Origin of the sequence: Chitinibacter sp. ZOR0017, assembly GCF_000799095.1 — a bacterium.
Lineage (GTDB): Bacteria > Pseudomonadota > Gammaproteobacteria > Burkholderiales > Chitinibacteraceae > Chitinibacter > Chitinibacter tainanensis.
On the sequence record NZ_JTLG01000030.1, the window covers coordinates 1 to 21,725 of the forward strand.

Genomic DNA, 21,725 nt, shown 5'->3' on the forward strand with positions numbered 1-21,725 from the left:
CGACGCGCGGATAGTAATTGCCTTTGGCGGCATTTTGCTCTTCGCCCGCGGCTTTGTAGCTGAGCCATTTCATGCGTACTTCAGGGTTTTTGAGGATGGTTTGCTCTACGGCGTCTTTAAGCGTGTTGGCGGCGAAAACCGGGCTGGCGAAAAGGCCGGCCAGCAACAGAACGAGCGGTTTCATAGATGATCCTTTGTCCGTGTATAACTGATGTCTTTTTATATTAGTAAAATGTGATGTAAGCCCTAGTGGGCCCAGCATGCAGACTGCTAAAATACCACCGGTATATTAAAATCTTCTAATTTTTCCGTCTGGCGCGGTAATTTTTCGCAGATAGTAACCAAGCAAATATGCTATTTCAATGCGCTTAACAATTGTTAACAGTTGTCAGCCATTGGCAAGATCATTTGAAAGCATAGTCCGCCGCCAGTTGCGTTGCTGATTTCCAGCTCGCCGCCATGCCGCGCCACGACCGTTTGCACCAGGCTCAGCCCCAAGCCAGCGCCGGAGTGTCCGCTCGCTAACTGTTTGAATTTTTGCCCCAATTGCGTCAGCTGCGCGGCCGATAAACCCGGCCCGTAATCGCGCACCGCCAGAATCACCCCCCCGGCATGGCCATCGCGGATCAGGCAATCAATCTGCCCACCACTGGCGGCATACTTGAGTGCATTCTCGATTAAATTACCAATAGCCCGCCCCAGCAGGCTGCGATCGGCCGGATAAGCGGACCAGCGATTTGTTGTACTTTCGCATCGTACGTCAATGCGCACGGCATGCAATTGCGCCTTTTCCCAACAGCTATCGCTTATTTCGTAGCACAGGTCCAATAGATCGGTGGGGGCAAAGTGGTATTGCTGGTGGCGCGCGCGCGCCAGCTGGATAAAGTCTTCAGCCAGCGCCAGCGAGCGTTCGGCATGCTGGCGAATGCGCGCCAGCAAATCAGGCCCGGCTGAAGCGTGCCCAGCGTGCAGCTCCAATAAGGCGAGGATGGCCGATTGCGGCGAGCGCATATCGTGCGAGAGGAAATCCAGCGCCTCGTCGCGGGCCGCTTGGGCAGCTTGCACCACGCTCAGATCCGTTAAGCTCAGTACCCAGCCCAGCAATTGCTGCTGCCGATCCAGCCGCGGGCGGCAGCTGAGCAAGACGGCTGCGCCATCTGCCAGCTGCAGATTCTGGGTGTAGCCCGTTGGAGCAAACAGCGCCGCAGCCTCCAGCTGCGCGCCCTGCGCGGCCAGTAGTGTCAGCACCTGCGGGCGTGATTCGCTCTCCAGCGTGGGCAAAAGCCGCTGGGCGGCCGGATTACTCAGCACCACCGCGCCATCGGCATCGCAAATCAACACGCCATCGGCCAGCTGCGCCAGGCTATCGTGCACCAAGCGGCGCAGGCCGGCCAGTTGGCCCACGGCATGGCCCAGGGCGGCCATTTTGCGCCCCAGCACATCGGCGCCGGCGCCAGATTGGGGCAGACTGGCCAAGACCGGGTCTTCGGCACGGATGCGCGCCAGCTCGCGGGCAAAAAAGCGCACTGCCAGCTCCAGCCGCAGCCAGCTCCAGATCGGATACAGCAAGACCACGCTACACAAAGCCGCCAGTGGCGCCACCAGCACTTGGGTGCTGGCAAGCAGCCAACTGGTGCAGAGTACGATCGCCGGCAGGCTGATGAGCAAGGCCAGCAGCGCCCATTGCGGCCGGGCATAGCGGATGGCCAGCCAGGCCAGTGCTGTCCATAGCGCGGTAAACAGCGCATTTTCTAGCCCCGTGGCGCTGCGCCAGTGCAGGCCCTGTTTCAGCATCGCCAAGGTGTGGGCCAAAATTTCGACCCCGGTCATTCTTTGTTCGGCGTAGGTGGTGGGCGTGGCGTAGGCGTCGCCCAAGCCGGTGGCCGCCGCCCCCACCAGCAGGTATTTGCCGCGCAGCAAAGCGGGGTCTACCTTGCCGGCCCATACCTCGGCAAAACTGTATTGCGGGTATTGCCCAGCCGGGCCGCTAAAGGCAATCTGCCGTGGCGAGAAATCGGCGGGTACCGCCTTACCATTCAGCGCCAATAATGCGGCACTCAGATGCGGCCAGCCGGGCGCCCGCGCGAGCGGCACCCGCCGCACCACGCCATCGGCATCCAGCGTCGGGTGAATATGCCCCAGCCCCGCGGCGGCGGCGGCCAGTGTGGGCAGTGGTAAGACGGTCTGGGTGGTAACGCCGGCGGGGGTGTTTTGCCAGGCATCAAACACCGGCAGCACCACATTGCCATTGGCGCGGAGCGCCTTGGCCAGCTGCGCATCGCTGCTCGGCTCGGCGGCTTCGCTGAAAATCACATCGTAGCCAATGGCCTTGGCGGGTAGCTGCTGCAGGCGGTTCAAGAGCTGAGCGTGTAATTCGCGTGGCCACGGCCAGCGCCCCAGCGCGGCGATGCTGGCGTCATCGATGACGATCAGCGCGATCTCGGGGTCGGCGGGGCGGTTTTGCTGGCGGCTGGCCCAATCCTGCAGCAATAAATCGCCGCGCCCCAGCCCATTTTGATAGCCAAGCAGTGCACTGGCCGTCAGCAGCAAAAGCGGCAGCGCCCATGGCGCTATCTTCGCCAGCAGGCGCTGGGGGCTGCGCCGGGCGATCCTGACGAACCGGGCCAAGGGCAGGCGCATGCCTTACTGTTTCAGCCGCACAGGTTGGCCATTGGCATCCACAATGCCGCGCCCATTGCTGCTGCACAGTACCGGTGGCAGATTCAGTTTGCGTGGCTTGGAAAAGCCCGAGCGCATGCCGTACTGATTGATGGTTTCAAGGCGGATAAAGTAATCGATGCAGCCCAGCGGTAGATCAAGCTTGGCCTGCGGCTCGCTGACGGTGCGATCAATCAGCGGCTGGGCAAAACTGCGCTCGGTGGCAATCTGGAGCTGATATTGCTGCTGCGCTTCGCCGGCCCATTGCACGGTCAGGCCATCTGCAAAGGCCAGGGTTGGCTCGGGCGCGACCGGGGCTGGCACCACCTGCAGCGCGCTCACCGGGCTAAACGGCCCGCGGCTGGCGGCGCTATCGGCTTGCTCTAGCGTGGCCACGCGCCAGTAATATTGGCCGGCTGTGGCGAGGCTGTGATCCCAGCGGCATTGGCTGCCCTGGCTAATATGTTGCTGGGTATGGCTCAGAAAGTCTTTGCTGCTGCTGATTTCAAACAGATACCCCTTGGCATCTTCATCGCCTGCGCAAATAAAACTCCGCGCGCCGGTGGGGATGGGCTTGCCGGCCAGTGGCGCCTGCAGCAGTGGCGCTTGCGGCGTGGTTTTCAGTTTGACGGTTTGAATTTGCTCCAGGCCTTGCAGGCCATTGCGGCTTTGCAGCCGCACCCGCAGGCGGTATTCGCCATCGGCCAATGGGCCGGTGAGCGTAAGCTGTGGGCCGCGTTCCACCCACAATAGCCGCGGCGGGGTGTCTAAGGTTTCGAGCTGGCCCACTAGTAAATCGCCGTCGCTCACGGCGGGCAGGGGCAGGGTATAGGGCAGGGCATCGATTTGTGTGGGCGGCGTAATCCACACTGGCGCGGCCGGCAGGGCTTGCACGCTCGGGGCCTGGCCCGCTTCGCGCAGCCAGCCCTCGCCCGGGGCCAATTCGGCTTGAGCTTGAGCGCTATTGATGGCGACTTTGCCTTCCACCAAGTCGGTGAGTGCGCGCTGACCGCTGGTGGCCACGCCAAAGCGGGTACCACGTACGCCGGTGACCGCCAGCGGCGTTTTCACTTCAAAGCGCGAACCGCTGGTTTGCGGCTGAACGGCAAAATCGGCGCGGCCGGCTTTAAGCTGTAATTCGGTCTGGCGCAGATTGGCTTGGGGCATCGCGCGCATTTTTTGCAGACCAAACTGGCTATTGGGCGACACATACAGCTGGCTACCGTCGCTCAGCAGCAGGCCCACCCAGCCGTTGGCGCCAGCGCGAATCACGTCGCCTTCGCGTAAGGTCAGGCCTGCGGCAATGGCTTTGCCGCGATTGGGGCCGGCGCTAATGCTAACCTCACCGCGCACCAGCTGCACCGTGGCCGTTTGTGGCTGGCCACGCAAGAGGCGCACCGGTATCGCCAAGCTACTGCCGGGCTGCAGGATATTCGGGTCGCTGATTTTGTTCAGCTTGGCCACCACCGCCCAATCGCTGGGGCGCAGCAATTGCTGGCGCGCCAGCGTGTAGAGATTGTCGCCAGCTTTGACTTGATACTGAATGGTGGCTTCGTTGGCGTGCACCAGCGTGCTCGCGCTGGCCAGCACGGTGCAGCCGGCTAGCATTACCGCCAGCTGGCGCAGAGAAAAATGCTTCATACGGTTGAATCCTGCAAGGAAGGGGCGGCTGTGCCGGGGGCGGTCTCGCTTAGCGCATCCAGCCGGTAGCCATGGCCATACACGGCGCTTAAACGAAAGCCGCGCTCGGGGCGCAGTTGTAGTTTGCTGCGCAAAGCGGAAATATGCGTATCGAGGCTGCGCGAAGACAGCTCCACGGCCAGCCCCCACACGGTTTCCTGTAAATACTGGCGCGACACCAGCTGGCCCAGATGCTCAAACAGCACCAAGGCCAAGTCGTATTCACGCTCTTTCAGCGGCTGCGGTGCGCCGGCGTAATGGATGATCTTGGCCTGCCGATCGAGGGTGAATTCACCAAACTGGCTCTGGCTGCTTTGGCTGGCCGGGTAAGTGCGCCGCGCCATGGCCATAATTCGCGCCTGCAGCTCGCTGGTGCGCAGCGGTTTGGTCATAAAATCATCAGCGCCGGCGGTCAGGCTGGTGACTACATCGGCTTCGCTGCTGCGCTGGGTCAGCATAATGATCGGGGTGTTGGCGCCCAATTGCTGGCGCACAAATTGAATCACCTCAATGCCACTGCGATCGGGTAGCTCCCAATCTACCAGCAATAAATCATAGGTATCGCGACGCAGCTGGCGAATTAGCTCATCTGCACGGCTATACCCGGTGATCTGATGGCCCATCTGGCCCACGGTCTGTACCACCAGCGCCAGCTGGTCGGCATCATCGTCTAGTGCAGCGATCCGCATCATGCTGTGGCCGGCGAGGCCGGCAAAGGATGAAATGCGGCCATTTTACCAAAAGCAGCGCCTTACATTTGTTTGAATTGGCCAGCGTGGCTGCGCGAGAGCGGTAAGGGCTCGCTCACGGCTTTTAAATGCACGCGCTGCCGGCCGAGTAAATCGCGGTCAATTTTCAAAATCGCCGGCAGGCTCACGATATAGCTGCGGTGAATTTGCGCAAAGCGGGTTGGGTCGAGCTGCGGCAGCAGCTCTTTGAGCGAAGTGCGGATCAAATGCCGCTCATGCGCGGTAATGATCTCGGTGTATTTTTCATTGGCCTGAAAATACAGCACCTCCTCGCAGGCCACCAGCCGCGTGGTTTCGGCCAGCCCCGTGGTTAGCCAGTGCAGATAGGTGGGGGCGGCGGGGCTGAGTTGCCGCAGTAGCTGGCTTAAATCCAGCGTGGCGGGGTCGAGCGCGGCTGGGCGCACCTGGCTGCGCTGCAGTTTGGCCACGCATTGGGCCAGCCGCTCATCGCTCACTGGCTTAAGCAGATAATCGACCGCATTGTGTTCAAAGGCGGCCACCGCGTATTCGTCATACGCGGTTACAAACACGATGCGCGTGTGCTGCTGGGTGCCCGCCACCTGCAAGCCCGATAAGCCCGGCATGCGGATATCCAAAAACGCCAGCTCGGGCTGCTGGCTGGCCAAGATCGCGCTGGCTTCCAGCCCATTACGGGCAATGCCAATAATCTGCAGCGCGGGCCACAGCTGTTGCAGCCGCTCGGCCAGCGCCTGGGCCAGCAGCGGTTCATCATCGGCGATCAGGGCGCGCACCGGGTTGGGGCTCATGAGTGAGTTTCCTGAATGGGAGTCGTGGTTGCGCTGGGCTCCAGCTCGAAGGGCAGGCGGATTTCTGCCAGTACGCCGCGGCCGGCCGGATGCGGATAAATCGCCAGCTGGCCATCCGCGCCATACAGCGCCTCTAGCCGCGCGCGCACATTTGCTAGGCCAATGCCGCTGCTGGCCTCACTTTGCGCCGACCAGCCGAGCCCGCTATCGAGCACCTGCAGGCACAGCTGCTGGCCAGTGTGCGTCGCGCGAACGATGATCTCGCCACCCTCAATCGCCGGCTCGATGCCGTGTTCCAGCGCGTTTTCAACCAAGGGCTGCAAGAGCAGCGGCGGCAGCCGCGCCGCGCGGGTGGTGGGCTCGATTTCCAAGCGATAGCGCAGCCGCTCACCCAAGCGGATGGCGCTGATGGCTAGCAGGGCTTCAAGCAGGTGTAGCTCATCAGCCAGCGTGCTATGGCGCTGGCGAGTGCGGCTTAGGCTGGCACGCAGATAATTATTTAAGTGTTCGAGCATGATTTGCGCCCGCCCCGGGTCGCGGCTAATCAGGCTATGCACATTGGCGAGGGTGTTAAACAGAAAATGCGGCTCGATCTGCGCCTGCAGCATGGCCAGCTGGCTGGCAGTTTCGGCTTGCCGCGCCTCGGCTTCCCGGCGCTGGGCTTTTTCCATTTCGGTTTTAAACGCCATCGAGTGATACCAGATCACAAAAAACGCACAGGCCACCACCGAAATGGCCAGCGTTATCGCCAGCGAGCGCCATTGGCCGCTGGGGTCGGCCAGCATGTAATCCAGATAATTGGGCTCGCCAAACCAGCTGGCGACATGAAAGCCGCTATACACCCCCAACAGCATGGCAATCGGGGTGCGCCAATTCCATTGCACGCGCGGGAAAGCCCGGCACAGCAAATAATTAAATACGCCAATCGAGGCGCCGATGCTGTGCGCAATCAGCATATTGCTACTGAATTCGCGCCCGGCTTCGATGATGGTTAAAAATCCGCCGATGCAGCTATTAATCACCAGCAGAATCAGCACTTCCTGCCACCAAGGCTGCTCGGGTAATTCATAGCGGGTGGAGAAAATAGCCACGCGAAATCCTTGGGCAATGATTGAATAAGTAGGGCGGCGCCGTTAGAAATAGTAGCGCAACAACAGCTGCCAACGCTCGCCGGCTTGTGCGCCATAGTGGCTCAAGGCGCTGCCGCTGCTGTGGGTCCATTGCAGGGCCAGATCGGCTTGCGCCCAATGATAGCGAGCTTCGAGCCACTGCTGGTGGCTGTGATCGACCAGATCATGATTAAGCATCAGGCTGAGCTCCAGCTGTGGCCAAAATGCCTTGTTCCAGCTTACCAGCGCAAACAGATTGTGCTGGGTGGGCGGGGCTTGCAGCAGGCCGGCGGCCTGGCGATAGCGGGCATAGCGCGGTAAATCTTGCTGCAAAGCCTGCCACTGCACCTGATTGGCCGCGCGGCCGTTGTAGTGGTATTCCAATGTGCTGCTCAGGCTGCTGCCGGCCAATGGCCAGGTCACCGTTGCGCCGGTGGCAATTTGCTGTTGCCAGTGGGTATCACCTTCAGTGCCTGATGCTGCAAGCAGATCATGGCTATACCCCCCGCTGTATTCGGCAAACAACGTGGTGGCGTCATTGGCCAGCAGGCTGATATTCAGCCCCCACTGCGGCGTGGCGCCACTTTCGGCCAGCATGAGGCCCAGCACACTCCAGCGCTCATTCAGGCTCGGGCTGTAGCTCAGCAGCAGGCGGTGGGCCGGGTTGCTGGCGGCCCAGTCGGGTGAGAAAGGACTGCTGCTGCGCTGATCGCCCAGCTTGGGTGAATAAGCCAGGCTGGCCGCGCCGCCGGCCCACAACCACTGGCTGCGCCACATGCTGCTGCCAAGGCGGTTTTCCCGCAGGCTATCGGGGGCAATCGACACAATCGAGCGCAGTGCGCCCACTTTAAAATAATCGGTGGGGTTGAAACCCAGCGCCACGCCCTGGCGCAGATTAATCCGCCCCAGCTGATGCACCCAATCCGGGCTGGCCTGCCAGCTAAGATACAATTCTTTCAGAGTATTGGTCTGGCTATCCTGCCAGTGGCCGTCGTGGCTGGCTTGCAGCTGGCGTAGATCGAGCCGATTCGCCCCCAGTAAGCGCCAGCCGGGGGCGAAAGTCCAATCCAGCGCCAGATCCAGCGAGATACGCCCATCCTGTATCTCGCCAGCACCGTCATCCGGCTTGAAGCTGCCGGCCATACCCTCGATAAAGCCCCGCCATGGCCGCTGCAGTGGCGGGCTGGCGGGCGTCGGTGTGGCAGCATCCAGCAGGGCAAAAGCGGCCAACTCATCGCCGCTATTCGGGTTGGCGGGGGTGGGCGGGGCGCTGTCACTGCCGGTATTCGCCGGCGGCGCACTTGCTGGGGTAGTCGCGCTCGCCGTCGTGCTCTCGCCGGGGACGACGAGCGCAGCGGCGCTGGTGCTGGGAGACAGGCAGGCGCTGGCTAGGACGATGGCACCAAGGCTAGCGTCTAGCCTAAGCGGCCAGCGCCCAGCACGCGGGTGGGGTGGGTAGCGCATTATTCGGCCTTAAAGTTGGGCAGATACTCACGCTGCAGCCAGTTTTCCGGCACGTCGCGATAACGCCAGTCACTACTGCGCACCACGGTAATCCATTTGGGGTCGAGCCCGTCGATGATCACCGTTTCGGTTGGGCGCAGGGCGCCGAGTTGCTGTTCAAACTTGCGATAAAAAGCGGTTTTCAGCAAGCGATCGCTGCTGGAATAAAACCGCGCCTTGATCGGCTGCAAGCTGGTTTTATCCAGCCAGTAATCGATGCGGTGGTAAGTGACCTCCGGCGTTTTGGCGCTGAGCTTGAGCAAATACGCTTGGCGCGGCTGCTGCTGACCATCTTGCACCGCTTCTTCACCGGCGAGCTGGGCGCTGTAATCCACGGCCAGATTCACTGTGACCACATCACCATTGGCCGCCTGCCCCAGCAAACGCTGCTGCGGCGAGATGCGCACGCTGGCCTTGCTGGCCGGATCGAAAAACCACAGGTCGTTGCCGTTTTTCAGTAGCAATTTGCCGTTATCACGCTGCGGAGCCACAAAGCGGATCAGATTGCGGTATTGGCCCGTATTGGGCTCGGCCCGCGCATACACCGCCAGCGTGGTTTGCTCGGTTTGCTGGCCATTGCGGTATTCTGTCAGCGTACTGGTGAGGGCAAACGATTGGCTAGGGTTGCGAATGCCATCGCTGGTGGCCAGCAGGCTTTGCGCCGTCGGGGCAGCTGCGGCGCTGGCGGCCAGCAAGGCGCTGGCCAGCAGCAGGCCATAGCGGGGTAGCGGTTTAAACATGGCCCTGCTCCCGTGGGTGAGTGCAATGATGTTCGCTACGGCGTGGCGCCAGCAGGCCGGCGATGCCCACCGCGATTAAAATCAGCGGCCACCACACACTGAGCAAGCTAAAGAGGTTTGGCCACAGGCCCAAGTTGTGGCCGAGAAAAGCCACGCCTAACAGGATAAGAATGAATGCGTGTTTCATGATGCGCTCCTTCGCGGGTATAGGCCGCTGGACTAAGTTAGATATGGTTTAGCTCGGTATACCCGGCTAGGTATATCTGGCAGGGTAGGCCGATGGGTTTAGGCATGCCGCAAGGCATCGACAATATTCAGCGCGCTGGCACGGCGGGCGGGCCACCAGGCCGAGAACGCAGCTACCAGCAAGAGCCCCAGTGCGCTTCCCAGCAACATGCCCCATTCGCCCCACACCCGCACGGTGAGCGCCACGGGCTCGCTATTGCCCGGCGGCATCCAGGTCAGGCCGCTGTGGTTAATCACATAAGCCAGCAAGAGCGCCAAACTCAGGCCGGTGACGGCGCTGGCGGCGCCCAGCAGCACGCCTTCGCATAAAAACAGCTGGCGGATACCGCGGGCCCGCAAGCCCATAGCCCGCAAGGTGCCGATTTCGACCGTGCGCTCCACAATCGCCATATTCATGGTGTTGCCCACCGTGAACAGCACGATGGCGCCGATCAGGATGGCGATAAAGCCGAAGATGGCGGCAAACATGCCGGTGATCTGGCCGTAACTGGGGTTTAAGGTGGCGAAATCCTGTACCGCTAGCGGCTGCGCCTTAAACTGGCTGCGCAGTAAGGTTTCAAGCCGTTCGCGGGCGGCGGGCATTTGGGCCGTGTGTTTCAGCTGCACCACCACCGCGGTAACTTTGGGCGTGTCTTGGCCGTAAATCAGCTGTTGCGCCTGGCGCAGATGCAGAGTGATGGCGATATCGTCCAGCTCTTTCACCCCCAGCTGCTCGGCTTTCACCACATCCAGCGCCGCCACATTGGGCGCGCCATGCGCATTGGCGGCCAACAGCTCAATCCGTGCGCCGGCTTGAGCGGCTGGCGCTGCTGGGTTTTGGCTGGCTGCGCCCAAGGCAGCTAGATCGGTTGGTGTGGCGGTTTTGCTGGCATCCATTGCCTCGTGTGCGGGTTGTGGGCAATGCTTGACGTTTAACTCGCCACACAGCTGCAAGACCCGTGCCACGCCTGTGCCGATGGTGGCGCCATTGGGCGCACTGCCGGTGAGCGGCAGTAAGCGGGCGGCGCCGGGAAAGCGGTAGTCATTCCATTGCCGCAGCTGATTTTGCTCGTCCACCACCACGCCGCTACCCAGCACGGTGCGTGAGACGCCAGCATTAAAATTCCCGGCAATCCCGCCCAGGCTGAGCGTGGGGGTAACAACCGTGAGCATCGGCCGCAATACCGGGTCGGCTTCGATGGTGCGGATTAAGCGCTGGTAATCGACAATGCCGTAGGCAGCCGGGTTGCCGCTGCCAAACAGAAAATAATCACGATGTTGAATTTGCAAATGGCCGCTGCTGCGCACAAAGCCGGTTTGCAGGCCCAGATTGATATTGCCGCTGTAGCCGCCGAACAAAAGCACGGCCATCAAGCCGATGGTCATCGCCAGCAAGGTGGCCAGCGAGCGGCGGCGATTGCGCGTTAGATTGCGCGCGGCCAAAGTCAGGATTTTCATGCGTAGGCCCTCTCAGGGTGGGTCTGGCTCGCCAGGTTGCGGCTTTCGACGATGCGGCCATCGCGGATAAACACTGCCTCATCGGCCGCCGCCAGCACTTGCGGATCATGCGAAGAAAAAATAAACGACACCTGCAGATCGCGTTGCATTTGCCGCATCAGCGCGATAATCGCCGCGCCGGTGGCTTGATCGAGATTGGCCGTGGGCTCATCCGCCAGAATCCATTGCGCATTGGTGGCCAGCGCCCGGGCAATCGCCACCCGTTGGCGTTGCCCGCCCGACAGTTGGCCGGGGCGATGCTGGGCCTTATCGGCAAGGCCGACTGCAGCGAGTAATTCCATCACGCGGTTGCGCCGCACCTGGGGTGGTACTTTGGCCAGAATCAGCGGGTATTCGACGTTTTCATAGGCCGATAACACCGGCAGCAGATTAAAGTTTTGAAAAATAAACCCAATCTGCCGAGCCCGAAAATCCGCCAGCTGATCGTCATTCAGCCGCGATAAAGGCTGGCCATTGAGGATGATTTCGCCGCTTGTGGGGCGATCGAGCGCGCCAATTAAATTTAACAACGTGGTTTTGCCACTGCCGGAGGGGCCGGAAAGTACGGTAAAGCGATTGGGCTGAATATCCAGCTGGATATCGGTCAGCGCCGGCACGCTAATGTCGTCCAGCCGGTAGCGCTTGTTCAGCTGGCGAATTTGCAAGATAGACATGGTGGTTTCCTTCAGTTTGCTGGGCGAGCTAGCAGTGGATGTCACTACTGTATGGGGTTGGCATGGGCGGTGCTGGTGGCTGCGACGAGCTGCATGGCCGCGGGATAAAACGCCACCCGCACCGATGAATGACCGCGCTTTAGAAGGTGCCGCTGACCGCAATCGCCATAAACGGCGCTGGATCGTGCTTTTCCTGGCTGATTTCGCGTTCTTGGGCGTCGTGCAAGGTAAGCTTGCCCGCCAGACCTGCGCCCAGATAGGCATCCAGTCGCATAAACGGGCTAAAGGCATAACCGGCGCGTACAAACACCGGCACCGTGGTTTGCTCGAGTACTCCGCCCGCGGCCACGGCATTGTTGGCGGCGAGCCGGCTGCTGTAGCTGCGGATGGTGGCGCCGGTGGCCAGTTCCAGTTTGGGCAGGGGGGACCAGCTTAGCTCCAGCCCTGCCGGGCCAACAGGGCCGGCGCTAAATGGGTTGTGCAGGCGCAAGCTGGGGCTAATCCGCCAATCGATTACAATAAACGGAAAGGCGCTGGTGTTTTCCAAACCGCTCCAAGCCGAAATACCCAGCCCGAGCAAGAGATCGGGGCTCCATGCGCGCGCAATAAAGCCGGTTGCGCCGTAGCCGAGGGCATCACTGCGCTTGGCATCGGCTTCGCCGGCGTATTCGATTCCCGGCGCGATTTGATAAATCCAGCCATCTTGGCTGGCGTACTGATAGCTCACGCTGAGCCCGGCCCGTTCAAGGGTTTGCCATGGCGCGCGCCCGCCCCAAGCTTTGGGCTGGGTAAAGGTCCATTTTTGCTTGCTGCCGCTGATATCGAGCCCCAGAGTGCGCTGCGGATCGAGGCGGTGTTGCACACCAATGCCCACTTGCTGCCAGTTAAAGCGCGCTTCGCCGCCGCGATTGAGCTCAAAATCACGCGTGAATAAATAGCTGGCGCTGTAATCAACGCTCGTGTCGTTGGCGTAAGCCAGCCACGGGGTGCTGAGCGCCATTAGCGTCAGCCAGATCGATCGATGCATGGTGTTCTCCAGTTGTTTGATGAGACCGCAGGGCGGTGCGAGCACTGTACGCAGCGGCGGCACAGCACTGGATGACATGCGATTAAATGCCTTTGGCATCGATGAACGCACCGGATGGGCGATAAATGGCCAACCCGGGAGGCTAGCCCGTTGGTAAAACGGGCTGCGACTTGGCGGGGGTAAAATGCCGCAGCGCTGGGCGGTAAGGTTGACGCCTACGCCCGCTGCGGCTCAGACTTTGGTTTTTCGGACAGCAGGAACGCAAAAAACCATGACAACGGTAGTGGTGGTGCGCAAAGACGGCCAGATTGCTATTGCGGCAGATAGCCAATCAACTTTTGGAGATATGCGGCTGGGTGCGCTGGACGATGCGCGCTGGAATAAGATTTTCCAGCACGATGGCAGCTATTTCGCCATTTGCGGCAGCGCCGCGCATGATCTGGTGCTGCAATCGGCGCTCAAGCGGATTAAAAACCTTGATTTTACGAGCCGCGCCGCCATCTTTGAGTCATTCCGCAAATTACACGCCAAGCTCAAGGAAGAGTTTTACCTCAAGCCCGAAGAGGAAGAGGATGATCCCTACGAGTCGAGCCAGATGACGGTGCTGATCGCCAATGCCTACGGCATTTTTGGCGTTTATAGCCTGCGCGAAGTGTATGAGTTTCAGCGATTCTGGGCGATGGGCAGCGGCCGTGATTACGCGATTGGGGCCATGCATGCGCTGTATGACACGCTTGATGCCGCAGCTTTGGCCAAAGCGGGCATCGAGGCCGGCTGCGCCTTTGATGTGAGCTCAAGCCTGCCGATGACCAGCTATCAGCTCACCGAGCAGCTGGGCTAGCCGGCCGCAAGCCGGCTGTGGGCTTCGGGTATAATGCGCGGCAATCCAGATTAATCCGATATTTAGGTTGTAGTGATGAAAGATGTTTTGGAACGCTTCCTGTTTGACAACGCGCCAGTTCGTGGCGAACTGGTGCAGCTGGAAGCCACCTATCAGGAAGTGCTCAATCGCCATGATTACCCAGCCATTTTGCGCGAGCGTCTGGGCGAGCTGATGGCGGCTGGCGCTTTGCTGTCGGCGATGCTGAAATTTGATGGCACGCTGATTATGCAAATGCACGGCCCCGGCGCTTTGCAGCTTTTGGTGGTGGAAGTAACTAGTGAGAAAACCCTGCGGGCGACTGCGCGCTGGGATGCCGAGAAGATCGCGGCCGCACCGAGTGATTGGTCGATTGCCGAGTTACTGGGCGGTGGGCGCTTCTTTATTACCCTTGATCCACGCGTGGGTGAGCCGTATCAGGGCGTGGTGGGCATGCAAGCGGGCCAGACTGTAGCGCAGATTATCGAGCATTACATGACCCATTCCGAGCAGCTGGATACCCGGCTGTGGCTCGCCTGCCAAGATGGCATGGCCGCCGGCATGATGCTGCAAAAAATGCCCGCACAAGACGATGCCGAGCAAAGCTGGGAACACTTGGTGACCCTGGCCGACACGGTCAAGCACGAAGAGCTCTTGCAATTGCCACCGCGTGAAACGCTGTATCGCCTGTTCCACGAAGACAGTGTGCGCGTATTCGAGCCGGCAACGCCGCGCTTCGCCTGCACCTGTTCGCGTGAGCGCGTAGGCGGCATGATCAAGCTGATGGAGCGCCCAGAAGTGGATGAGCTTTTGGCCGAACGTGGCCAAGTGCATGTGGTGTGCGATTTCTGCGGCAAGGAATACGGCTTTGATGCCGTTGATGTCGGGGCGCTGTTTTCCACCCACGAAGCCCCGGGTAGTACCGCGATCCAATAATGGGTATGTCTTGCTGGTCCTTGATTATAAAGCGCTAGCAGCCAATACCCCTCAGAGAATAACCGGCCGCTTGGCCGGTTTTCTTTTGTGGGGCAGCCTGTCGCGGAATGCGTGCAAAGATTTTTCTTTCAAGATTTAAAGTATTTTGTCAAGTTGCCGATAGCGCTGATGATGAGGTGTTTCCCCGCCTGAGGTGTTTGCGCTATGCAAATTACGACAAACGTGCCCGCGCTGAATACGCAGCGCCACCTGGCCCAGTCCGGTACCGGTCTGAGTCAGGTCTTGTCACGTCTGTCGTCTGGCCTGCGCATCAACTCCGCCAAGGATGACGCGGCCGGCTTGGCGATTTCCAGCCGGATGGAGTCGTTGATTCGAGGCGATCAGCAAGCTGTGCGCAATATGAATGATGGCGTTTCCTTATTGCAGACCGCCGAAGGCGCGATGAGTAATGCCGCCGATGTTGTGCAGCGCATTCGTGAGCTAGGCGTGCAAGCCGCCAACGGCAGTTTGTCGGGCTCGGATCGACAAGCCTTGCAGGCTGAGGCGAATCAACTGCTGCAAAGCCTGAGTACGCAAGCGCAGAATGCCGAATTTAACGGCCAAAAAATCTTTGCCCAATCGGAAAGTAGCTTGGGGGGCGATGCGGCCCGGCGCGGCATTATTGATGGCTTGAAAATGGGCTGGCTGGAAGAAGCCGAAACCCGGATTACCAATCTACTGGGCATTACCGCCGATGGTGTTGATCTGAATATCGTCTTTGAGCCACCGGCAGGCTCGGGCCTGAGCAATGTAGCGGGCGGCGCTGCAGCGGCCGTCGGTAGTACAACCGGTACGGCCGACGCCAATGGCAAAACCCTGAATATGTTCCTCTGGATTGACCCTGAGGATTTCAAACCGCCCAACCTACCTGATGGCGGTGGCGTGGCAATGGGCAATGGCACGGTGTATAGCGACCGGATTATTGCCCATGAAATGGTGCATGCCGTCATGGGGCGTACCATGAACTTTGCCCCCATGGATACGTGGTTCAAAGAAGGGATGGCCGAATTCATCCACGGTGCCGATGAGCGTCTGTTTGCCGACACCTCGGGCGGCACCAGTACGGCGGTGGCCTTAAGCTATAAAACCAACCCCGCCAGCGGCTCGGCGGTGTATAGCGGCGGTTATCTGGCGGTGCGTTATATGCATCAGCAAATTAAAGCCGCCGGAGGGGAGGGGATCAAAGACATCATGACCTACCTCAGTAAAAATACCGGCTCTACCCTCGATCAGGCGCTTACCAATGCTAGCCATGGCGCCTTTGCCAGCTTTAATGATTTTGATAGCAAATTTCTCGCCGCTGCGGCCACGCCGGCCCTGTTTACCAATCTGGGCGTGAACCTTACCAATGCCGATACCGGCGCATTGGGCGGTGCCGATGTGGATGGCAAAGCGCCGCTGAGTAGTACCGACGTATTTAAAGATCAAGGGACGCAATTTAATAAGCAGGTGCTCAAGGGCTTTAAGCAGGTATGGGCGGCGGGCACGACTGGCATTGATGTGCAGGGCGCAACGGGGCTAAAAGAAACGACCTTCCAGGTGGGTAATGGGGCCGGGCAAAAAATCACCGTGCAGTTTGGCGGGATGAGTGCCAAAAATCTGGGGCTGGATGATATCGATCTGGTGAAGCTGCCCACGCTGGCGATCGCCCATGCTGATGAAGCGCTCGATTATATTAATGGCGAGCGGGCCAAGGCTGGCGCTAATTTATCGCGCTTGCAGTCGGCGATTAATAATGTCAGCAACACCATTGAAAACAATAGCGCGGCGCGCTCTCGTATCCGCGACACCGACTACGCGCAGGAAACGGCCAATCTCACCCGCCAGCAAATACTGCAACAAGCCGGCACAGCCATGCTGGCACAAGCCAATAGTTTGCCGCAGCTGGCCCTGTCACTGCTACGTGGCTAAGCCTTGTGATCTGCAATAAAAAACCGCCCTGAGGGGCGGTTTTTTATTAGCTGCCGCGCGGTTACTGCGCGGCTTGCAGTGATTTGCTCACAATCTCGTAGGTGTCGGATGACAAACCTTCGTGCGCGCGGATCCGCTCCAGCTCTTGCTTCATCAGCGACTGGCGTTGCGGTTCGACCTTGGTCCAGCGATTAAAGCTGCCAGCCAGGCGCGCGGCCACTTGCGGGTTGATGGCATCGAGCTCAATGATTTTGTCGGCGGCAAAAGCATAGGCATAGCCATCCGCGGCATGGAAATGCTGCAAGTTCAGGCTGCAGAATGAAGTGAGTAAGGCCCGGACTTTATTCGGGTTTTTCAGCGAGAAGGCCGGATGAGCCAGCAGGCTTTGCACGCGGTTTAAGGCGCCTGGGCGGCGGCTGGTGGCCTGCAGAGCAAACCATTTATCCATCACCAGCGCATCATCGTGCCATTGCTGGGCAAAATCGGCCAATTGCGCTTCGCCGCCGTCGCGATTGACCAGCGCCTTGAGTGCGGCCAGCCGGTCGGTCATATTGTCGGCTTTGCGATATTGCTCGGCCAGTAGGCTGCCGATCATGGCTTCATCGAGCTCAGCGAGGTAATCAAGGCAGACGTTTTTCAGGCTGCGGCGCGCTACTTGCTCGCCGTCGTAGCGATACGGGCTACCGTCATTCAGCTGTTGATAGTGGGCCAATAGCTCTTGGCGCAGTTCACGCGCGAGCTGCTGTTTCAGGCTGCTGCCCACCAGCGCCAGGCGGCTAGGGTCGACGGCTTCCAGTTGCTCGAGCAGGTATTTTTCATCCGGTAATTCCAGCATCAGTGCGACCAATGCTGGGTCCAGCTTACTATTGAGCACCTTGCGATAGGCTTCAATAAAGTTGGCCGGTGCCAGTAGCGGCTGTTCGGCCGGCTGGCGATACAGTTGCAGGATCAGTTTGACCGCCAGCTGGTTCGCCGCTTCCCAACGGCCAAAGGCATCACTGTCGTGTGCCATCAGGAACAGCAGCTCTTCATCGCTGTACGCGTAGTCGAGCACCACGGGTGCGGAAAATTCGCGCAACAGCGATGGCACCGGCGGGCAGGGTACGTTGATAAAGGTGAAGCTTTGTTCGGCTTCGCGCAATTCCAGTACCCGCGTTGGCGCGCCGGCGGTGGCTTCACCGGCGAGTTGCAGCGGCAAGTCTTGTCCGCGGCGATCAATCAGACCGACGGCAACCGGAATATGGAATGGCAGCTTCTGGCTTTGGCCCGGTGTGGCCGGGCAGCTTTGACGCAGGGTGAGGGTATAGCGCTGCGCGCCCGCATCATAAGCCCCGCAGGCCGATACCCGGGGGGTGCCAGCCTGACTGTACCAGCGTTCAAACTGGGTCAGGTCGACTTGATTGGCATCGGCCATCGCGGCGCGGAAATCATCGCAGGTGACCGCCTGCCCATCGTGGCGCTTAAAGTACAGATCCATCCCTTTGCGGAAACCGTCGCGGCCAAGCAGGGTTTCGTACATGCGTACGATTTCGCTGCCTTTTTCATACACGGTGAGGGTGTAGAAATTATTGATTTCCAGATATTCATCCGGGCGGATGGGGTGTGCTTGCGGGCCCGCATCTTCGGCAAACTGATGCGTGCGTAGCACGCGCACATTGTGAATCCGCTGTACGGCGCGCGAGCCGATGTCGCTGGAAAACTCTTGATCGCGGTAAACGGTCAGGCCTTCTTTCAGGCTAAGCTGGAACCAATCCCGACAGGTGACGCGGTTGCCAGTCCAGTTGTGGAAATACTCATGCGCTACCACGGCATCAATGCCGTCAAAGTCGGCATCGGTGGCGGTTTCCGGCTTGGCCAACACGTATTTAGTGTTGAAGATATTCAAGCCCTTGTTTTCCATCGCGCCCATATTAAAGTCGGAAACGGCCACGATCATGTAAGTATCTAGATCGTATTCAAGGCCGTAGCGGCTTTCATCCCAGGCCATGGCTTTTTGCGCTGCGGCCAGGGCATGATGGCATTTATCCAGATCGCCCGGCTCGACATAAATCTCGATGTTGACCGTACGGCCGGATTGCGTGGTGTGTGTCCCGGCCAGGTGCACCAGCTTGCCGGCGACCAAGGCAAACAGATAAGCCGGCTTTTTGAATGGGTCTACCCATTTCACCCAGTGACGGTTTTTGTCTAGGGTGCCGCTGCCCACGCGATTGCCATTCGAGAGCAGGACCGGGTACTTGCTCTTATCCGCAATAATGGTGGTGGTGAATTTGGCCATCACATCGGGGCGGTCGAGGTAATAGGTAATCTTGCGAAAGCCTTCGGCTTCACACTGGGTAAAGAAATTGCCATTGCTCTGATACAGGCCCATCAAGCTGGTGTTGTTGGCTGGATCAATGGTGGTGGTGATTTCCAGAATGCCATCTTCCGGCATCTGGGTAATCGTGAGCAGATCGGCTTGCGCCTGATAAGCGCTGGCGGGCAGGGTGGCGCCATCGAGCTTAATGGCATCCAGTTGCAATGCTTCGCCATGCAAAACCAGCGGTGTATCTGCCGCGACATCCTTATTGCGCCGGATGATCAGGCGTGAATGAACTTTAGTCTGGGTATCTTCCAGATCGAAAGTCAAATCAACGCGGTCAATCAGATAGTGTGGGGGGGTATAGTCCAGACGCTGGATGGCTTGGCGGCTGCTCATAGGATGCGGCTCTTTTTAGGGCAAATAAAGATTGCAAGATTAACCCCAGCCCGATGGCAAGACAATGACTGAAACCCCCAGTGGCAACTTGCCGACAATCGAGTGCTTTTGCGGCTTTGCGCTGGATCAGATAGAACTAAAAAACTGATACATATTCAAAAAGAATCGTTCTCTTGGATATAGAACGGCGGTATCATGACGGACTATTAGCCGTTTTACCGGATTGACCGCCATGTATATTTACGACGAATACGACCAGAAGATCGTGGATCAGCGCGTTGCGCAATACCGCGACCAGACGCGCCGCTATCTGGCCGGCGAGCTGACTGATGATGAATTCCGCCCTTTGCGTTTGCAAAACGGCCTGTATATCCAGCGCCATGCGCCCATGTTGCGCGTGGCCATTCCTTACGGTCATTTGCGTAGCAAGCAGGTGCGCAAGCTGGCTGAGCTGGCCCGCAAATACGATAAAGGCTATGTGCACTTTACGACGCGCCAGAATGTCCAGTTCAACTGGCCAGCGCTGGAAAACGTGCCGGAGATGCTGGCTGAACTCGCCACCGTGGAAATGCATGCGATTCAAACTTCTGGCGCCTGTATTCGCAATACCACTTCGGATCAATTTGCCGGGGTGGCGCATGATGAAATCGTCGATCCACGCCCATGGTGTGAAATTATTCGCCAGTGGTCGACTTTCCATCCGGAATTCGCACACTTGCCACGTAAATTCAAAATCGCGGTCAATGGTGCCAAAGAAGATCGCGCCGCCATCTTGCTGCACGATATCGGCATCAATGTGAAATTGAATGCTGCCGGTGAAGTGGGCTTCGAGATTTTTGTGGGCGGTGGCCTTGGTCGCACGCCGATGATTGGCGATCTGATCAAGCCATGGTTAGAGCCAAAACACCTGCTGACTTATCTCAACGCCGTGCTGCGCGTGTATAACCGCTACGGTCGTCGCGATAATAAATACAAAGCCCGCATCAAGATTTTGGTGAAAGCCATGACGCCGGAAGCCTTTGCCGCCAAGGTTGAACAAGAATGGGCGTTTGAAAAAGACGGCCCGCAAACGCTGACCGATGCTGAAATCGCTCGCAATCATCGCTTCTTTACCAAGCCGGCCTACGAAGCCTTGCCCGCCCAAGATGCGAGCTTTGCCGCGGCGCAACGTGATAACGCCGCCTTTGCTCGCTGGGTAGAGCGCAATGTATTCGCGCACCAAGTGGCCGGTTATGCCGCAGTGACCTTGTCGCTGAAGAAAACGGGTGTGCCACCAGGTGATGCAACTGATGCCCAGCTGGATGCAGTGGCCGAGCTGGCCGATCGTTTTAGTTTCGGTGAAGTGCGCGTATCGCACGGGCAAAATCTGATTCTGGCCGATGTGAAGCAAGCTGATTTGCTGGCACTGTGGGAAGAAGCGAAACGCATCGGTTTTGCAACGCCCAATATTGGTCTGCTGACCGACGTCATCTGCTGCCCAGGCGGTGATTTCTGTTCGTTGGCCAATGCCAAGTCGATCCCTGTTGCTCAAGCGATTCAAGAGCGCTTTGATGATCTGGATTATCTATTTGATCTGGGTGAAATCGACGTCAATATGTCGGGCTGTATCAATGCCTGCGGTCATCACCACATTGGCAATATCGGTGTACTGGGCGTGGATAAAAACAATGCCGAGTACTATCAGATCACGCTGGGCGGTCGCCAGGGCGTTGATGCCAAAGTGGGTAAAGTGATCGGCCCATCATTCGCGCAAGAAGAAATGCCGGACGTGATGAGCAAGATTATTGAAGTGTTTGTGGCGAACCGCGAAGGCGACGAACGCTTTATTGAGGTCTTCGATCGGATTGGCGCCGAGCCATTCAAAGCCAAAGTCTACGAAGGCAAGCCAATTCGCAAGGAGAAAGCCGATGCTTGAGCAAGCAAATAGCGCAGCGGCCAAAGTAATTGTCGGTCGTGAAGTGGTTGAAAACCGCTGGGTGCGGGTAGTCGCCAACGAAGCAGGGGAGGTATCTCTCCCTGAGCAAGGCGCAGTGCTGGTTCCGTACCAATACTGGCTAGCCAACCGTGACGTACTGGCTGGTCGTGAAGTGGCGGTGTGTTTTGCGCCGACCGATGAGCCTGAGTCTTTGCCGGTGGATGCTAATACTTTCAGCATGATCGCCTGCGAATTTCCGGCCTTTACGGATGGGCGTGGTTTCTCAATCGGCCGCTTGCTGCGTGAGCGCTATGGTTTTACCGGCGAATTGCGCGCGGTGGGCGATGTCTTTAAAGATACGCTGAACTATCTGGCCCGCTGCGGCTTTACCGCCTTTGAAGTTCGCGCAGATAAAGATATCCATGAAGCGGTAAAAGGGATTGATGACTTCACCGAGTTCTACCAAAGCAGCGTGGCGCAGCCAGCGCCACTGTTTCTGCGCCGCGCCACTGCTTAAATTGTCTTAGTTCTAGTCTTAACACAGCCCGCGTCAGCGGGCTGTGGTGTTTCTAGGCGGGGTTTTCGCTGCTTTTGCGCTGGTGCTGCGGTATTGTTGGGCGTGGGGGCTGATATGTTTTTCTTGGCTTGGCGCGATTTTCTTCTTGGTTCGCTTCTTTGCAAATCAATCGCTTATCGACTTGTTGGTGCTTTTTCGTTGGGTTGGTGTTGACGTGTTTCCGA

Annotated in this window: 17 protein-coding genes and 1 pseudogene; 5 read left to right on the forward strand and 13 right to left on the reverse strand. The window is 58.8% G+C overall.

Annotated elements, in window-relative coordinates:
• The 12 genes and pseudogenes from L991_RS10555 to L991_RS10610 form a co-directional block, all read right to left on the reverse strand.
• A pseudogene (locus L991_RS10555) lies at positions 1-184 on the reverse strand (hypothetical protein); the annotation flags it as partial.
• Between the two features lie 194 nt (positions 185-378).
• Complete coding sequence (locus L991_RS10560) at positions 379-2,640, reverse strand: CHASE2 domain-containing protein (protein WP_047395138.1); 2,262 nt, start codon at positions 2,638-2,640, stop codon at positions 379-381.
• Positions 2,641-2,643: 3 nt separating this feature from the next.
• The gene (locus tag L991_RS10565) at positions 2,644-4,299 is read right to left on the reverse strand and encodes a FecR domain-containing protein (RefSeq protein ID WP_047395141.1); all 1,656 of its coding nucleotides are present in this window, start codon (positions 4,297-4,299) and stop codon (positions 2,644-2,646) included.
• Complete coding sequence (locus tag L991_RS10570; RefSeq protein WP_231550537.1) at positions 4,296-5,030, reverse strand: response regulator transcription factor; 735 nt, start codon at positions 5,028-5,030, stop codon at positions 4,296-4,298. Before L991_RS10570 ends, L991_RS10565 begins: the two co-directional genes overlap by 4 nt.
• Before the next feature lie 59 nt (positions 5,031-5,089).
• The gene (locus tag L991_RS10575) at positions 5,090-5,854 is read right to left on the reverse strand and encodes a LytTR family DNA-binding domain-containing protein (RefSeq protein ID WP_047395145.1); all 765 of its coding nucleotides are present in this window, start codon (positions 5,852-5,854) and stop codon (positions 5,090-5,092) included.
• Complete coding sequence (locus tag L991_RS10580) at positions 5,851-6,945, reverse strand: sensor histidine kinase (protein ID WP_052190816.1); 1,095 nt, start codon at positions 6,943-6,945, stop codon at positions 5,851-5,853. The genes L991_RS10575 and L991_RS10580 overlap by 4 nt, the downstream gene beginning before the upstream one ends.
• A 42-nt stretch (positions 6,946-6,987) precedes the next feature.
• Positions 6,988-8,427 carry a hypothetical protein gene (locus L991_RS10585; RefSeq protein WP_052190817.1) on the reverse strand — a complete coding sequence of 480 codons (1,440 nt, stop codon included), beginning with the start codon at positions 8,425-8,427 and terminating at the stop codon, positions 6,988-6,990.
• Complete coding sequence (locus L991_RS10590; RefSeq protein WP_047395148.1) at positions 8,427-9,206, reverse strand: outer membrane lipoprotein-sorting protein; 780 nt, start codon at positions 9,204-9,206, stop codon at positions 8,427-8,429. The genes L991_RS10585 and L991_RS10590 overlap by 1 nt, the downstream gene beginning before the upstream one ends.
• Positions 9,199-9,393 carry a LiaI-LiaF-like domain-containing protein gene (locus tag L991_RS10595; protein ID WP_047395151.1) on the reverse strand — a complete coding sequence of 65 codons (195 nt, stop codon included), beginning with the start codon at positions 9,391-9,393 and terminating at the stop codon, positions 9,199-9,201. The genes L991_RS10590 and L991_RS10595 overlap by 8 nt, the downstream gene beginning before the upstream one ends.
• A 98-nt stretch (positions 9,394-9,491) precedes the next feature.
• A complete protein-coding gene (locus L991_RS10600; protein ID WP_047395154.1) occupies positions 9,492-10,889 on the reverse strand; it encodes an ABC transporter permease in 1,398 nt (465 codons plus the stop codon).
• The gene (locus L991_RS10605; RefSeq protein WP_047395157.1) at positions 10,886-11,602 is read right to left on the reverse strand and encodes an ABC transporter ATP-binding protein; all 717 of its coding nucleotides are present in this window, start codon (positions 11,600-11,602) and stop codon (positions 10,886-10,888) included. The genes L991_RS10600 and L991_RS10605 overlap by 4 nt, the downstream gene beginning before the upstream one ends.
• A 139-nt stretch (positions 11,603-11,741) precedes the next feature.
• Positions 11,742-12,629 carry a hypothetical protein gene (locus tag L991_RS10610; protein ID WP_047395160.1) on the reverse strand — a complete coding sequence of 296 codons (888 nt, stop codon included), beginning with the start codon at positions 12,627-12,629 and terminating at the stop codon, positions 11,742-11,744.
• 271 nt (positions 12,630-12,900) lie between these two features.
• Between L991_RS10610 and L991_RS10615 the strand changes: the two genes are divergently transcribed.
• The 3 genes from L991_RS10615 to L991_RS10625 all read left to right on the forward strand — a co-directional run bounded on the left by L991_RS10615 (position 12,901) and on the right by L991_RS10625 (position 16,374).
• Entirely contained in the window at positions 12,901-13,470 is a 570-nt protein-coding gene (locus L991_RS10615) for an MFS transporter (protein ID WP_047395162.1), read from the forward strand.
• A gap of 75 nt (positions 13,471-13,545) precedes the next feature.
• The gene (hslO, locus tag L991_RS10620) at positions 13,546-14,424 is read left to right on the forward strand and encodes an Hsp33 family molecular chaperone HslO (protein WP_047395165.1); all 879 of its coding nucleotides are present in this window, start codon (positions 13,546-13,548) and stop codon (positions 14,422-14,424) included.
• Positions 14,425-14,628: 204 nt separating this feature from the next.
• Complete coding sequence (locus L991_RS10625; protein WP_047395168.1) at positions 14,629-16,374, forward strand: flagellinolysin; 1,746 nt, start codon at positions 14,629-14,631, stop codon at positions 16,372-16,374.
• A 61-nt stretch (positions 16,375-16,435) separates the two neighbouring features.
• Here L991_RS10625 and pepN read toward each other — a convergent pair whose 3' ends face one another.
• Complete coding sequence (gene pepN / locus L991_RS10630) at positions 16,436-19,069, reverse strand: aminopeptidase N (protein ID WP_047395170.1); 2,634 nt, start codon at positions 19,067-19,069, stop codon at positions 16,436-16,438.
• A gap of 232 nt (positions 19,070-19,301) precedes the next feature.
• Between pepN and L991_RS10635 the strand changes: the two genes are divergently transcribed.
• Entirely contained in the window at positions 19,302-20,984 is a 1,683-nt protein-coding gene (locus tag L991_RS10635; RefSeq protein ID WP_028448439.1) for a nitrite/sulfite reductase, read from the forward strand.
• Positions 20,977-21,501, forward strand: a complete 525-nt coding sequence (locus L991_RS10640) for a DUF934 domain-containing protein (protein WP_047395173.1) — start codon at positions 20,977-20,979, stop codon at positions 21,499-21,501. The genes L991_RS10635 and L991_RS10640 overlap by 8 nt, the downstream gene beginning before the upstream one ends.
• Positions 21,502-21,725 lie beyond the last annotated feature (224 nt).

Bases quoted from the DNA above. Each gene is read 5' to 3' on its own strand.
- L991_RS10560 (WP_047395138.1), bottom strand. From the start codon at position 2,640: ATGCGCCTGCCCTTGGCCCGGTTCGTCAGGATCGCCCGGCGCAGCCCC.
- L991_RS10565 (WP_047395141.1), bottom strand. From the start codon at position 4,299: ATGAAGCATTTTTCTCTGCGCCAGCTGGCGGTAATGCTAGCCGGCTGC.
- L991_RS10570 (WP_231550537.1), bottom strand. From the start codon at position 5,030: ATGATGCGGATCGCTGCACTAGACGATGATGCCGACCAGCTGGCGCTG.
- L991_RS10575 (WP_047395145.1), bottom strand. From the start codon at position 5,854: ATGAGCCCCAACCCGGTGCGCGCCCTGATCGCCGATGATGAACCGCTG.
- L991_RS10585 (WP_052190817.1), bottom strand. From the start codon at position 8,427: ATGCGCTACCCACCCCACCCGCGTGCTGGGCGCTGGCCGCTTAGGCTA.
- L991_RS10590 (WP_047395148.1), bottom strand. From the start codon at position 9,206: ATGTTTAAACCGCTACCCCGCTATGGCCTGCTGCTGGCCAGCGCCTTG.
- L991_RS10595 (WP_047395151.1), bottom strand. From the start codon at position 9,393: ATGAAACACGCATTCATTCTTATCCTGTTAGGCGTGGCTTTTCTCGGC.
- L991_RS10600 (WP_047395154.1), bottom strand. From the start codon at position 10,889: ATGAAAATCCTGACTTTGGCCGCGCGCAATCTAACGCGCAATCGCCGC.
- L991_RS10605 (WP_047395157.1), bottom strand. From the start codon at position 11,602: ATGTCTATCTTGCAAATTCGCCAGCTGAACAAGCGCTACCGGCTGGAC.
- L991_RS10610 (WP_047395160.1), bottom strand. From the start codon at position 12,629: ATGCATCGATCGATCTGGCTGACGCTAATGGCGCTCAGCACCCCGTGG.
- L991_RS10615 (WP_047395162.1), top strand. From the start codon at position 12,901: ATGACAACGGTAGTGGTGGTGCGCAAAGACGGCCAGATTGCTATTGCG.
- hslO (WP_047395165.1), top strand. From the start codon at position 13,546: ATGAAAGATGTTTTGGAACGCTTCCTGTTTGACAACGCGCCAGTTCGT.
- L991_RS10625 (WP_047395168.1), top strand. From the start codon at position 14,629: ATGCAAATTACGACAAACGTGCCCGCGCTGAATACGCAGCGCCACCTG.
- pepN (WP_047395170.1), bottom strand. From the start codon at position 19,069: ATGAGCAGCCGCCAAGCCATCCAGCGTCTGGACTATACCCCCCCACAC.
- L991_RS10635 (WP_028448439.1), top strand. From the start codon at position 19,302: ATGTATATTTACGACGAATACGACCAGAAGATCGTGGATCAGCGCGTT.
- L991_RS10640 (WP_047395173.1), top strand. From the start codon at position 20,977: ATGCTTGAGCAAGCAAATAGCGCAGCGGCCAAAGTAATTGTCGGTCGT.